The organism is Saccharopolyspora shandongensis (assembly GCF_900106995.1).
In the GTDB taxonomy this organism is placed as follows: Bacteria; Actinomycetota; Actinomycetes; order Mycobacteriales; family Pseudonocardiaceae; genus Saccharopolyspora; species Saccharopolyspora shandongensis.
The window spans coordinates 1-13716 of the sequence record NZ_FNOK01000104.1 but is presented as its reverse complement, the minus strand read 5'-3'; the positions used below and the strand labels follow the sequence as shown (position 1 = coordinate 13716).

The 13716-nt window shown below is 70.6% G+C and carries 6 protein-coding genes and 1 rRNA gene; 3 read left to right on the top strand and 4 right to left on the bottom strand.

The annotated features are described in order from the left end of the window. The 4 genes from BLW84_RS45050 to BLW84_RS45035 form a co-directional block, all read right to left on the bottom strand. Nucleotides 1-168, bottom strand: a 16S ribosomal RNA gene (locus BLW84_RS45050); the annotation flags it as partial. A gap of 576 nt (nt 169-744) precedes the next feature. Then, nucleotides 745-4437, bottom strand: coding sequence for an FkbM family methyltransferase (locus BLW84_RS45045; protein WP_093278769.1), 3693 nt, complete (start codon nt 4435-4437; stop codon nt 745-747). Nucleotides 4438-4628: 191 nt separating this feature from the next. Next, nucleotides 4629-5972, bottom strand: coding sequence for a glutamine synthetase family protein (locus BLW84_RS45040; protein ID WP_093278768.1), 1344 nt, complete (start codon nt 5970-5972; stop codon nt 4629-4631). Between the two features lie 144 nt (nt 5973-6116). Next, nucleotides 6117-7703: an alpha/beta hydrolase gene (locus BLW84_RS45035; RefSeq protein WP_093278766.1), complete on the bottom strand. Its 1587-nt coding sequence runs from the start codon at nt 7701-7703 to the stop codon at nt 6117-6119. Nucleotides 7704-7786: 83 nt separating this feature from the next. Between BLW84_RS45035 and BLW84_RS45030 the strand changes: the two genes are divergently transcribed. The 3 genes from BLW84_RS45030 to BLW84_RS45020 all read left to right on the top strand — a co-directional run bounded on the left by BLW84_RS45030 (nt 7787) and on the right by BLW84_RS45020 (nt 13503). Then, nucleotides 7787-9532, top strand: coding sequence for an NAD+ synthase (locus tag BLW84_RS45030; RefSeq protein ID WP_093278765.1), 1746 nt, complete (start codon nt 7787-7789; stop codon nt 9530-9532). A 145-nt stretch (nt 9533-9677) separates the two neighbouring features. Continuing rightward, complete coding sequence (locus BLW84_RS45025) at nt 9678-12671, top strand: DEAD/DEAH box helicase (protein WP_245761831.1); 2994 nt, start codon at nt 9678-9680, stop codon at nt 12669-12671. Beyond that, nucleotides 12664-13503 carry an SWIM zinc finger family protein gene (locus BLW84_RS45020; protein WP_093278763.1) on the top strand — a complete coding sequence of 280 codons (840 nt, stop codon included), beginning with the start codon at nt 12664-12666 and terminating at the stop codon, nt 13501-13503. The genes BLW84_RS45025 and BLW84_RS45020 overlap by 8 nt, the downstream gene beginning before the upstream one ends. Nucleotides 13504-13716: the final 213 nt, after the last annotated feature.

The window sequence follows — 13716 nt, the reverse complement described above, 5'->3', positions numbered from 1 at the left end:
GTATTAGACCCCGTTTCCAAGGCTTATCCCAGAGTGCAGGGCAGATTACCCACGTGTTACTCACCCGTTCGCCACTCATCCACACCCGAAAGTGCTTCAGCGTTCGACTTGCATGTGTTAAGCACGCCGCCAGCGTTCGTCCTGAGCCAGGATCAAACTCTCCAACAATGCTGTTGAACAATCCCAGCAGACACTCAAACCCAACCGGGCGAGCGTCATACTCAAAGAAACCACCAACCACACACAATCTGCATGGTCGGGGGCATAAAAGAACACTAACCAAAACAGTCCGCTGTTGAGTTCTCAAAGAACACACCCACACCATCACTTCAATCCCTATCGGGACCTCAGCTCCGGGGAGCATTTTCTTTCGCTTTCTTGTGTCGGTAACTCTAGCAGGCCCTCATTTCGGCGTTTTCAGGGGGGTCAACCCCGCGCTGATCGCTCCGAAGATCGAGCTCGTTGCTTGAGTTGTCAACGTGCCTCGTAGTCTTGTCGTCTACTTGGCGACCGCCTTACGTTACCCGGTGCGCTTCGCGGTGTCAAACCGCGCGCCCCGGTCGGTGTGCGCTCCGCGGAGTTCGTCTCCGATCTCCAGGGCGCTCCCGCAGCCGTCCTCGACAGGTTCTTGCATCCCGTTCCGTTCGGCCGTCCGTGCGGCAAAGAGAAAGTTACGCACACCCTGCGTGAAAGTCAAATCGCCTGGTCAGACTCTTGACGTCACTCCTTCGGGCGATTTCGGGTTCACTTCTGCTTCGGGCGCAGCCAGAGCTTCACGGTGCTCACCGAACCCGTCGCGCTGATCGCTTCCAGCAGGTCAGCGGCGGAGACCGGCCGATTGCGACCCACTGGGACCAGGTCGTAGCCCCAGGTGCCGAACTCGCGCAGGGCCGCTCCGGGGTCGTCACCCAATTGCCGGATCGCATCCGGTGTGAAGGAGCACACGATCGAAGGACGGTCGCGACGCAGTAGGCGGACCAGGCCGCCGAGCACCCGGTGCACCCGCCCGCCCACGTCGACGTGCACGACCGAGAGCTTCAGGTTCTGCAGAGCCTCGTGGTTCTCCAGCTCCCGGTCGAGCCGGACGCCGCGCACCGACGGCGGCGTGTCGCCTTCCGGCGGGCTGACCGACAGGCCGCCGGCGAGCGACGATTCCGCCGCCAGCTGGCACGAGCCGTCCCATGCCGCGCCTTCCACCAGCACCAGCCGGTGTCCCCATGCCGCAGGCACGTTGACTTCCACGTTGTGCTTGAGCAGTGCGCCGCTTCGCGGGCACGGTTCGACCGCGACGACCGCACCGCTGTTGCCGAGCCTGCTCAGCACTCGCACGGTCTGGTAACCCACGTACGCGCCGACGTCCATGAAGACGCCGTCGGGTTCGAGCAGGGAATCGATCAGCGCGGACACGTCGGCGTCCCAGCTCGAATGCGACGACAGCCACGGCAGCATGAAGCTGTCGTCGGCCGGCAGCCTCAGCAGTCCCGCGTCGCAGAGGACGGGCGTCGTGGTGCCGTCGCCGCCTCCGATGTTGCGCTCGTGCTCCCTCAGCAGGATGCGTTGCAGGACGTCGGTGCGTTGCAAGGCGTTCGCCGCATCGTGCGAGGCGCTGCGCAGGTTCGCCGCCGCGTTCTGGTCGCCCGCTTGGCGCTGTTCCAGCGCATCCATCCGGTCGAGGATCCGCTCGACCGCTCCGGTCAGGCTGTCCAGGCGTTCCGCCAGGGCGTCCACGCGCTGATCACCGCCCTCGCCCGCTTCGAGCTTCCGCAGCCTGCGGTGCTGTTCGGCCAGGTCGGCCCGGGCTCGGACCATGCCGTCGTCGGTGCCGAGCAGCTGGGCGCCGAGCTGGTCGTGGCGCCTGATGAGCTGGGCCAGTTCCGCTCGCACCGCCTCCATGTCGCCTTCGCCGTCCGCCTCGTACTGGCGGCGGAGCAGTTCGGCGGCGGTTTGCTCGACTCCGTCGACGAGGGAGCGCATCACGTCGCGGATGTGCTCGTCGTAGTGGCTCAGCGCCTTGAGCACAGCCTTGCGCAACGCCGGCGCCATCGAGTTCCGGCTGCTGGCGCCCACCTCCGGTGCCCGGTGCAGCGCGTGCCGCGCCACCAGCAGCGGGCGCAACGGATCGTCGAACTGGCCGTGGCTGTCCCGCGACCACTTCGTGCGCCAGTTCCGGTACGCCTGCTCGACGCGCTCGCGCAGGCGCGCGCCGGCGCGCGCGACGGTGTGCACTGCGAGCAGGTTTTCCTTTGCTGCCGCGCCGAATGCCGCGCTGGCTTCCGGGTCGTCGGCGGCAGCGCGCAGGAGCTCTGCAGCTGCTTCGATGTCCGGTTCTCCGGGGCCCGCGCAGGGCACTAGGCGCGCGGATTCGGCTCCGAAGAGCTCAGCCACCGCGCCGTGCTCCCCCGCGATCACCGGCACTCCGTGCGCGGCGACCTCCAGCAGTCTCAGCACGTGGTCGTCACCGGCCTCGCCGCGGTGCAACGACACGAAGCTGTCCGACGCGGACAGCAGCGGGTGGAGGTCGAGGTCCTCTTCCACCAGCAGGATCCGGGAATCCGTCGCGGTCGCCAGGCGCAGGCGCTCGGCCGCCTCCGGGTGCTCGACCGCCCCGACGACGCCGATGAGCAGGCGCACCTCGTCGCGCTCCGGGAACGCCGCGAGGAAGGCGCTGACCACGCCGAGCGCGTTGTCCGCGCGCTCGGCCGCGTGATCCACGAAGGCACCGAACACGAACTCGTCGGACAGCCCGAACTTGGCTCGGGCGCCCTTCCGCGTCGGTAAATCGATCCGATCGCGCTCCGGTGCCGGTAGTACGACGACCCTGGTCTTCGTGCCGTTGCGGCGGGCCGCGGCGCGGCCGCTCTCCGACAGCACCCAGGTTTCCGCCACGTCGGCGGTGTCGGCGGCGCCGTTGTGGACGTCGATCACGTACCTGCCCGCGGGCACCGGCAGGCCCGGTCCGCAGCGCAGGACGACCGGGTAGTAGGCCGTGTCCGCCGAGGGCAGCCCGGACGCGCGGACCGCGGTGCGCATCAGCTCCGCGAGTTGCCCGTCGCCCAGCACCGCGACACCGAGCTGGTCGACCAGGGCCGCCCGGTTGTCGATCCTGCGGTGCACCGCCTCGGCCGGGACCCGGCCGCTGGCCACGCCGACGCCGACGCACCACTCGTGGAAGGCCTCGGCGTTGGTGCCGAACGGGTCCGGGTAGTCGCGCCGCAGGATCGGGTCGTCCGCCCACACCGCCGCGGTCCAGCGGGAACCGCCGGCCGCGCGCTGCCGGTCGTCGGCCGGGGCGCACGACCACTCCCGGAACTCCGCCAGCGGGCCGTCCGGTTCGAAGGGGCTCGGCGGCGGTTCGCCGTCCGCCAGCCAGGCGTCGAGGTACTCGCGGCGCAGCGTCGCGGGCAGCACGACGCCGTCCGGCATGACGTCGAACGGGTGCGGCTGCTCGCGGGTGTACCCGGCCCCGACCAGCGCGTTCCGGTAGCCCGCGCAGAGCCCGGCGAGCACCGGGTTCTCGGAGAGCAGGATCCGCGGGCGGTCGGCGTAGGCAGTGGACAGCAGCCAGGGCCGCTGGGGTTGGAAGCCGTCGAAGTGGACGCTCCGCAGCACGGTGCCGTCCACGGTGTGCCGGCCGTCGCCCGCCACCACCAGCTCGCGCTGGGCCGCGTTCCACACGGACAGGCCGACGCCGGGATCGCGGATCACCTGGTGGTCGACCAGCGCGGGCGCGCCGTCCAGCATCGACGCCGCCGCGCTGGGATCGGACCGCAGCTGCTCCACCCACGTCGCGAGGAGCTGCTCCGCCCCCGGCCGGACGGCGAAGGCGCTGGGGTCGAAGGTGCCCGATTCGGCGAGGTCGGCGGGGTTCGGGCGCAGGCCGTCCACCGCCAGCGGGCGCAGCACTCGCGGCACCAGGGCGACCGGCCGCTCGTGGGTCAGGCCCGCGACGAGATCGTCGAAGCGGCCGAAGAGCTGGACGGACGGTTCGAAGTACAGCACCGTCGCGCCGGACTTCAGCAGGTGCTGCAGGAACATCGGGCGCAGCACGTTGCGCAGCTGCTCCGCGGTGCAGCCCATCGCCAGCCGGGCGTACTCCGTCGCGTCGAGGCCGATGTCGGCGAAGGTCAGGCCGTCCGGCTCCGCCCGGTCCGCGCCCGGCAGGTCGACCACCAGCAGCGCGAACTGCGCGTTCGGGTGGTGGCGGCGGAACGTCTCGCGGAGCACCCGCGCGGCCGGGAGCTGGTCGCGGCACGCGACGGTGCAGCCGAGCACGGTGCGGGCACCGCGGTCCTCCGACGTTTCGGCCGGCCACTCCGGCTCGCCGAACAGCTCGGCCGGTTGCTCCAGCACACCGGATTGCAGGGTGGCTTCCACAGCGGAATCGCTGTCGGGGCTCCCCGCAGTCACTGGGTCGGGCTGCGCCTGCGAATCAGTCACGGGCGCAACCTATCGCTCCTCGCGCCACAGCAACACGCCCAACCCCATGTGTGCTCGGCCGGTATGCGCGGTCTTCGGCGGGCGCGCACGCGCCAGCGGGCCGCAGCTCGCCGACGGGTGCGTGCCAGCTGGGAGTTTCCGCAGTTCAGCGGTCGTGAGCACGGTGCTGCGCCACAGTGCTCACGACCCGCTCAGAGCATCGGCATCAAGGTGCGGAGCTCGTACGGCGTGACGTGGCTGCGGTAGGCGTTCCACTCCTCGCGCTTGTTGCGCAGGAAGAAGTCGAACACGTGCTCGCCGAGGGTTTCCGCGACCAGCTCGGAGGACTCCATCTCGGTCAGCGCCTCGGTGAGGTTCTGCGGCAGGTTCGCGTAGCCGGCCGCCTTCCGCTCCCGTTCGGTCAGGCCCCACACGTCGTCCTCGGTGGCGGGCGGCAGCTCGTAGCCCTTCTGCACGCCGCGCAGCCCGGCCGCGAGGATCACCGCGTAGGCCAGGTACGGGTTGCAGGCCGAGTCCAGGTTTCGGACCTCGACGCGGCGCGAGGACGCCTTGCCCGGCGAGTACATCGGCACCCGGACCAGCGCGGACCGGTTCGCGTGGCCCCAGCAGACCGCGGTCGGCGCCTCGCCGCCGACGACCAGCCGCTTATAGGAGTTCACCCACTGGTTGGTCACGGCGCTGATCTCGCGGGCGTGGTGCAGGATCCCGGCCACGAACGCCCGGCCGATGTCGGACAGCTCGAACGGGCTCTCCGGGTGGTAGAAGGCGTTCTGGTCGCCCTCGAAGAGGCTGAAGTGGGTGTGCATGCCCGAGCCGGGCTGCCCGCTGAACGGCTTCGGCATGAACGAGGCGCGCACGCCCTGGGTGATCGCGACCTCCTTGACCACATACCGGAACGTCATCACGTTGTCGGCCATGGTCAGCGCGTCGGCGTAGCGCAGGTCGATCTCCTGCTGGCCGGGCGCGCCCTCGTGGTGGCTGAACTCCACCGAGATCCCCATCGCCTCCAGGGTCTCGATGGCGTTGCGCCGGAAGTGCGGTGCCGCGTCGTGGCTGGACTGGTCGAAGTAGCCGCCGGAGTCGGCGGGCACCGGTTCGGTGCCGTCGTCCGGCAGGTTCTTCAGCAGGAAGAACTCGATCTCCGGGTGCACGTAGCAGGTGAAGCCGGACTCGGTGGCCTTGGCCAGGGTGCGGCGCAGCACGTGCCGCGGGTCGGCCCAGCAGGGCGAGCCGTCTGGCATGTGGATGTCGCAGAACATTCGCGCCGAGTAGTGCTCGCCGTCCGGGGTCTCCCACGGCAGCACCTGGAAGGTGGCGGGGTCCGGCTTGGCGACCATGTCCGATTCGTAGACCCGGGCGAAGCCCTCGATGGCCGAGCCGTCGAACCCGATGCCCTCGGCGAAGGCGCCCTCAAGCTCGGCGGGCGAGATCGCCACCGACTTGAGCATGCCCAGGACGTCGGTGAACCACAGCCGCACGAAGCGGATGTCACGTTCCTCCAAGGTGCGGAGCACGAACTCCTGCTGGCGGTTCATGCACGCAGCCTAAGAGTTCCGACTGCGAATTGCGTAACTGGTCCATGAACGCGGCGCTACCCGCTTCGGGCCGTCCGCGGTCCGCTGGGACGAAGGGCATCCCGGGGCGACTTGGCCGCCCGGAGATGCCCTTCGCCGCCTAGGTCATCCGTTCGAGGTGCAGCGGGTTCCTTCGGCCGGGAGTGTCAGGTCGACCAGGTACTTCGTGGTCGCGTCGTCCACGCAGGTGACGCCCTGCATGAAGACGGTGTGCTGGGTGCCCTCGAAGGTCAGCAGGCGGCCGTGCAGGGCTTCCGCGAGCTTCACCCCCGCCTGGTAGGGCGTGGCGGGGTCGCCGGTGGTGGAGATCACCAGCGTCGGCGGCAGCGCCCCCACCTCCGGCTCGGCGGCCTCGCCGGTGACCGGGACCGGCCAGAACGCGCATTTGTCGCGCGCCGCGCTGGGCGGGTTCCCGTTGTCCAGGAACGGCGCCACCTCGCGGTAGCGGCGGTCCGCCTCGCGGAGGATCGCCGGGTCCTCGATGCGCTGGTCGTCAACGCAGTGCACGGCGTCGAACGCGTCGGTGGTGTTGGTGTACTGCCCGTTGCTCTCGCGGCTGAAGTAGTTGTCCGCGAGGGACAGCAGCCGCCGGCCACTGCCCTGCCGGAGCTCGTTGATCCCGTTGTCCAGCTGGTCCCAGAGGCTCGGCGCGTACAACGCCTGGATCGCCGCCATGGTGGCGTCCTTGTAGGACAGCTCGCGGCCGTCACCGGCCGGGGCCGGGTGGTCCTCCAGGGGACGGGTGAGCTGCTGGAACACCGCGACGGCCTGCGCCGGGTCGGAGCCCAGGGAGCACCGCTGGCGCTTGGCGCACCAGGCCGCGAAGTCGTTGAAGGCGCGCTGGAAACCGGCGCCCTGGGCGACCAGCTGGTCGACCGTGGACTGCCCGGGGTCGATCGCGCCGTCGAGCACCATCGCCCGCACGTTGCCGGGGAAGGTCTCCGCGTACTCCGCGCCGATCCGGGTGCCGTAGGAGTAGCCGAGGTAGGTCAGCTTCGCGTCGCCGAGCGCCGAACGCAGCACGTCCATGTCCTTAGCGACCTCGCGGCTGCCGACGTTGGCCAGCATCTTGGTGCCGGTGCGCTCCGCGCACTTGCCGACGTAGTCGCGCTCCTCCTGCTCGGTCGCGGCGATCCCGGCGGGCGAGGTGTCCACGTCGGAGTCGAGCCGCTCGGCGTCGCGCTCCGGGCCGGTCAGGCAGTTCACCGCGGGTTCGGAGGCGCCGATGCCGCGCGGGTCGAACCCGATCAGGTCGAATCGCTGGCCCAGGTCGCTCTGCCCGATCGACGAGGCGACGCTCGCGGCCGCGCTCATCCCGGACGCACCCGGGCCGCCCGGGTTCATCAGCAGCGAGCCGGTCCGGTGCTCCGGGTCGGTGGCCGGCTTGCGCAGGACGCCGAGCGTGATCACCTGTCCCTGGGGTTCGGCGTAGTCAATCGGGACTTCCAGCCGCGCGCACTCCAGGCCGGTGTCGTCGAAGGCGGTCCGGTCGCTGTCGGACGTCGCGAACGGGGCGCAGGGCCCCCATGACAACGTCTGTCCGTAGTACCGCTCCAGGCCCGCCGGCACCGGTCCGGCCGGGCCCTTGTGCTCGGTGTGCGGCTGCAGCGGTGCTGGTTCTCGCGTGGGCGGGCTGCACGCGGCCGCGCCCAGCAGCGCCACCGCGGACAGCACGGTCAGTAGGCGGTTCACTCACGAATCGTGACACGCATCGCGCGGCGCGGCTCACAGTGGGCAGCACGACGCAGGCGTGCGGCGTGCGCGAAGATGGATGCATGCCCCAGCTGCGCATCGCACTCGCACAGGTCAACGCATGCGTCGGCGACATCGCCGGCAACAGTTCGATGGTCTTGGACTGGACCCGCCGCGCCGTGCAGGACGGCGCCCACCTCGTGGCCTTCCCCGAGATGGTGCTCTCCGGCTATCCGGTCGAGGATCTGGCACTGCGCAAGTCGTTCGCCGCCGCGAACCTCTCCGAGCTGGAGGTGCTGGCCCGGCGCTTGCAGGACGCCGGCTGCGGCGACGCGCTGGTCGTCGTCGGACACCTCGGCCGCGACGACGAAGGGCCGCGCAACTCGGCGTCGCTGCTCTACGGCGGCGAGGTCGTCACGACCTACCACAAGCACCACCTGCCGAACTACGGCGTGTTCGACGAGGCCCGCTACTTCGCGCCCGGCTTCGACCTGCCGATCGTGCGGCTGCACGGCCTGGACGTCGGCGTGGTCATCTGCGAGGACATCTGGCAGAACGGCGGGCCGGTGGCCGCGCTGGGCAAGGTCGGCGTGGACCTCGTGGTGTGCATCAACGGTTCGCCGTACGAGCGCGCCAAGGACGACGTGCGCACCCCGCTGGTCGTCCGGCGGGCCGCCGAGGCCGGGGCGCCGATGGCGTACGTGAACCTGGTCGGCGCGCAGGACGAGCTGGTGTTCGACGGCGATTCCATGGTCGCCACGCCGGACGGCGAGATCCTCGCGCGGGCGCCGCAGTTCGCCGAGCACCTGACACTGCTGGACCTGGAGCTGACCGCGGGCGGGCACACCTCGACCACCGTGCCCGCCGAGCCGGGCCCGATGCGGATGCCCGCCTTCGACGTCCGGCGGATCGTGCTGCAGCCGGAGCCGCTGGCGCCCTACGAGCCGGTGCCCGCGCTGCCGCCCGCCGAGCGGCTCGACGACGTGGGCGAGGTGTGGTCGGCGCTGGTCACCGGGCTGCGCGACTACGTGCACAAGAACGGGTTCCGGTCGGTGACCTTCGGCTTCTCCGGCGGGATCGACTCCGCGGTGGTCGCCGCGCTGGCCGCCGACGCGCTCGGCGCGGACTCCGTGCACGGGGTGTCGATGCCGTCGAACTACTCGTCGGAGCACTCGCGGTCGGACGCCGCCGAGCTGGCGAAGCGGATCGGATGCCACTTCGAGGTGCACCCGATCGCCGACATGGTCGACGTGTACGTGCGGCAGCTGGAGCTGACCGGGCTCGCTGAGGAGAACGTGCAGGCCCGCGCCCGGGGCGTGCTGCTGATGGCGCTGTCGAACCAGCGCGGCCACCTGGTGCTGGCCACCGGGAACAAGACCGAGCTGGCAGTGGGCTACTCGACGATCTACGGCGACGCGGTGGGCGCGTTCGCGCCGATCAAGGACGTGCCGAAGACGCTGGTGTGGAAGCTGGCGAGGTGGCGCAACGCCGACGCGGAGAAGCGCGGCGAGGTGCCGCCGATCCCGGAGAACTCGATCAGCAAGGCGCCGTCCGCGGAGCTGCGGCCGGACCAGCTGGACCAGGATTCGCTGCCGGAGTACGACGTGCTGGACGTGGTGCTGGACGGCTACGTGGAGGGCGACCGCGGTTACGCGGACCTGATCGCGGACGGGTTCGACGCCGAGCTGGTCGAGCGGGTGCTGCAGATGGTGGACCGGGCGGAGTACAAGCGCCGGCAGTACCCGCCGGGCACCAAGATCACGTTCAAGGCGTTCGGCCGGGACCGGCGGCTGCCGCTGACCAACCGCTGGCGGGAGGTCGCGCCGTGAGGTGACGGTGTGCCCCGCGCAGGAGGCGCGAGTCGGCCTGCGGCTCAGCCGCGAGGCGCGCTTTGCGGCAGGTCACCGATCGTGAGCGGTTTGGACTGCCATAGCGATCCAAAACGCTCACGAGCCCTCGGCGTGAGAAGGAGGTATGACCGTGTGGGCCGTGCACGGATTGTCCACCGTGGACGGACGACTCGTGCTGTGGGCGGAGGATTCCGAGCTCCCCGCACGAGTCGCCGGGCGCGTGCCGCGCGGCACGGTGGCGCATCCCTTCGCCGTGCCCGGCGAGGCGCTGCGGGACGCGCTGCCCGGTGAGCAGCTCAAGGTGGACTCCGTTCGCCTCCAGTTGCCTTCTTATGCCTCCGCGCCGGTCGCGTCTCCCGAATTGGTGCGGGATCCGCTGACGGCTGGGCCGCAGCCGCGCGGCAAGCTGCGGTTGCGGGAATGGCTGGTTCCCGCCGTGTCGTGCAGCCCCGCAGCGGTGCTCGCACTGCTCGACGAAGGCGTGCCCGGCTGCCGGTTGGGCGCGTCCGCGCACTTCCTGCACAGCGTCGCCGGATTCGCCGAGCAAGTGGTGTCGCAGGGTCGGGTGCTGCCCTCGCTGGTCTTCGAGGCCGAGCGGCCCGCTGCGCGCTGGCGCGCGGCGTTGTCCGGCACGGATTCGGCGCGGTTCGTGGCGCTGCGCGATTCCATGCCGCAGGCCTTCCGCAGCGAGCACGGCGATCCACCCGCCGACGTCCTGCGCACGGCTCTCGATTCGCTGGTCGACGGCATCGCCCGCGCCCGGGTCGCCGACGTCGGGATGCCCGGCGGCCGGACCGTTGCCGCGGCTTGGCTGAACGCGCTGGCCCACGAGCCGCGGTTCGACGGCGATCCAGCGAAGGTGCGGAAACTCGCCCGCCGGCTGGAGACCTGGCGCGCCAGCGGTGCCCGGGAAAGCCCGGTGCGGACCTGCTTCCGGTTGCACGCCCCGGATGACGACGAGCAGTGGCGGCTGGAATTCCTGCTCCAGGCCGTCGACGACCCGAGCGTCCTGGTGTCCGCGAACGAGGTGTGGCGGGAGGAGAGCCGGGTCCTGCAGCGCTGGGTCGCGCAGCCGCAGGAATTGCTGCTCGCCGACCTCGGCAAGGCGAGCCGGGTCTTCCCCGGGCTCGACGCGGCGCTGGTCGTCCCGCACCCCACCGAGTTGTTCCTGGACGCCGACGGGGCGTACGAGTTCCTCACCAGCGCCGCGCTGCTGGACCAGGCCGGTTTCGGCGTGCTGCTGCCGTCCTGGTGGGGCCGCACGCAGCAGCTCGGGCTGAAGCTGACCGCGACCAGTTCCGGCACCGCCGGGACGGTGTCGAAGGAGTCCGGGCTCGGCATGGACGCCGTGGTCGACTACCGCTGGGACCTGGCGCTGGGCAACGAGCGGCTGACCGAGGCCGAGCTGGCGGAGCTGGCCGCCGCGAAGGTCCCGCTGGTGCGGGTGCGCGGCAGGTGGGTCCAGGTCGACCGCAAGCGGCTGGCCGCCGGGCTGGCGTTCTTGAGCCGCTCCGGCACCGGACAGATGACCGCCGGCGAGGTGCTGCTGCAGGCCGGGATGCACGCCGAGGACGGCGACCTGCCGATGCCGGTGATCGAGGTGAGCGGGCACGGGTGGCTCGGAGACCTGCTGTCCGGCCAGGCCGAGCAGTACCTGGAACCCGTTGAGCCGCCAGCAGGTTTCACCGCGACGCTGCGCCCGTACCAACGCCGCGGCCTGGCCTGGCTGGCGTTCCTGGACCGGCTGGGCTTGGGCGCCTGCCTCGCCGACGACATGGGCCTCGGCAAGACCGTGCAGCTGCTGGCGCTGGAAGCGCTGACTCGTTCGGAGGGCTCGCGCGGCCCGACGCTGCTGGTCTGCCCCATGTCGGTGGTCGGCAACTGGCAGCGGGAGGCGGCCAAGTTCGCGCCCGCGCTGAAGGTGCACGTCCACCACGGCGGCGGGCGGCTCGGCGGCGAGGACCTGATGGAGGAGGTCGGCGGGCAGGACCTCGTCATCACGACGTATCCGCTGGCCGCGCGGGATTCGGCCGTGCTGCGGGAGATCCGCTGGGAGCGGGTGGTGCTCGACGAGGCGCAGAACATCAAGAACAGCGCCGCCCGGCAGGCCAAGGCGGTGCGCGGCCTGTCGGCCCGGCAGCGGATCGCGCTGACCGGCACGCCGGTGGAGAACCGGCTCGCCGAGCTCTGGTCCATCATGGACTTCGCGAATCCCGGCGTGCTGGGCTCGCTGAGCACGTTCCGGGCCCGGTTCGCGGTGCCGGTGGAACGCGACGGCGACACCGATGCCGCGGCCCGGTTGCGGCGCATGACCGGGCCTTTCGTGCTGCGGCGGCTGAAGACCGATCCGGCGATCATCGGCGACCTGCCGGACAAGATCGAGATGAAGCAGCTGTGCAACCTCACCGCCGAGCAGGCGTCGCTGTACCAGGCGGTGGTCGACGACATGCTGGCGCGCATCGACGACAGCGAAGGCATGGAGCGCCGCGGGCTGGTGCTGGCGACGATGTCCAAGCTCAAGCAGGTGTGCAACCACCCAGCGCAGCTGCTCGGCGACGGCTCGCCGCTGCCCGGCCGGTCGGGGAAGTTGTTGCGGCTGGAAGAAATCCTCGAATCGGTGCTGGCCGACGGCGACAAGGCGCTGTGCTTCACGCAGTTCGCGGGGTTCGGCGGGATGCTGGTGCCGCACCTGTCGGCGCGGTTCGACACCGAGGTGCTGTTCCTGCACGGCGGCACGCCGAAGAAGGCCCGCGACGAGATGGTCCGGCGGTTCCAGGAGTCCGACGGGCCGTCGATCTTCCTGCTGTCGCTGAAGGCCGGCGGCACCGGGCTGACGCTCACCGCCGCCAACCACGTCATCCACCTGGACCGGTGGTGGAACCCGGCCGTCGAGGACCAGGCCACCGACCGGGCGTTCCGCATCGGCCAGCGCCGGGACGTGCAGGTCCGCAAGCTGACCTGCATCGGCACCCTGGAGGAGAAGATCGACCAGATGATCGAGGACAAGAAGGCGCTGGCGCAGCTGGTCGTCGGCTCCGGCGAGAACTGGCTGACCGAGCTGTCCACCCGCGAGCTGCGCGACCTGGTCGCGCTGGAGGCGGAGGCCATCGGTGAATGAGTGGCGCCGGTTCCCGCCTGGCGCGAAGCCGATCCGCGTCGAGGGCGGCATCAAGGCGCGCAGCAAGCGCGGTGAGATCGCGCAGACCTGGTGGTCGCGGCGGTTCATCGAGGTGCTGGAGTCGTTCGGCATGGGCGGGCGGCTGCAGCGCGGCAAGCGGTACGCGCGCGCCGGGCAGGTGCTCAGCCTGACGCTGTCGACCAGCCTGGTGGTCGCGCTGGTGCAGGGTTCCCGCCCGGAGCCCTACCGGGCGCGGATCGCGATCAAGGCGTTCACCGCGGAGGAATGGGAGCGGATCGAGCGGGCGCTGGCCGGGCAGGCGCTGTACGCGGCGAAGCTGCTGGCCGGGGAGATGCCCGCGGACGTCGAGCAGGTCTTCGACGAGCTCGGGCTGCAGCTGTTCCCGACGACGATGCGGGAACTGACGATGGATTGTTCCTGCCCGGACTGGGAAATCCCGTGCAAGCACCTGGCGGCGGCCTGCTACCTGGTGGCCGAGTCGTTCGACGAGGACCCGTTCCAGATCCTCGCCTGGCGCGGCCGGGGCCGCGAGGAGCTGCTGGACCGGCTTCGGGCGTTGCGCGGCAGCGCGTCGGCCCCGGCTGCGGAGGAGCCCGATCAAGTGGCGCCGCTGTCGGAATGCCCGGAAACCTTCTGGAGCGCACCGGAATCCCCGGCGGCGCCGGCGACTCCCGGCACGGAGCCGACCGCACCGGACGCGCTGCTCGACGAGCTCGACCCGCTGCCGGTGCAGATCGGGGGCGAATCCGCCGTCGAACTCCTGCGCCCCGCCTACCGGGCGATGGCGCGAACGGACCGTTCACCCCGGTAGGCAGCGCGAACGGACCGTTCGCTCGGTCACCGCCCACCCACCGCCGAACACCGGGAAAACACCCGAGATCGATGTCCGGCCTGATCAGCGCTCGTGAGCACTTTGGAGTGCCATAGCAGCCTGTCATGTCTCAGGACCTCACGGACAGTTTTGTCTCATGACGTCGTGGACAGTTTTGGTGTGAGTCGTTGGTAGCGGACGCTGCGGTCCAGT

Coding starts and splice junctions, on each gene's coding strand:
- BLW84_RS45040 (WP_093278768.1), bottom strand. CDS start 5,972: ATGAACCGCCAGCAGGAGTTCGTGCTCCGCACCTTGGAGGAACGTGAC.
- BLW84_RS45025 (WP_245761831.1), top strand. CDS start 9,678: ATGACCGTGTGGGCCGTGCACGGATTGTCCACCGTGGACGGACGACTC.
- BLW84_RS45030 (WP_093278765.1), top strand. CDS start 7,787: ATGCCCCAGCTGCGCATCGCACTCGCACAGGTCAACGCATGCGTCGGC.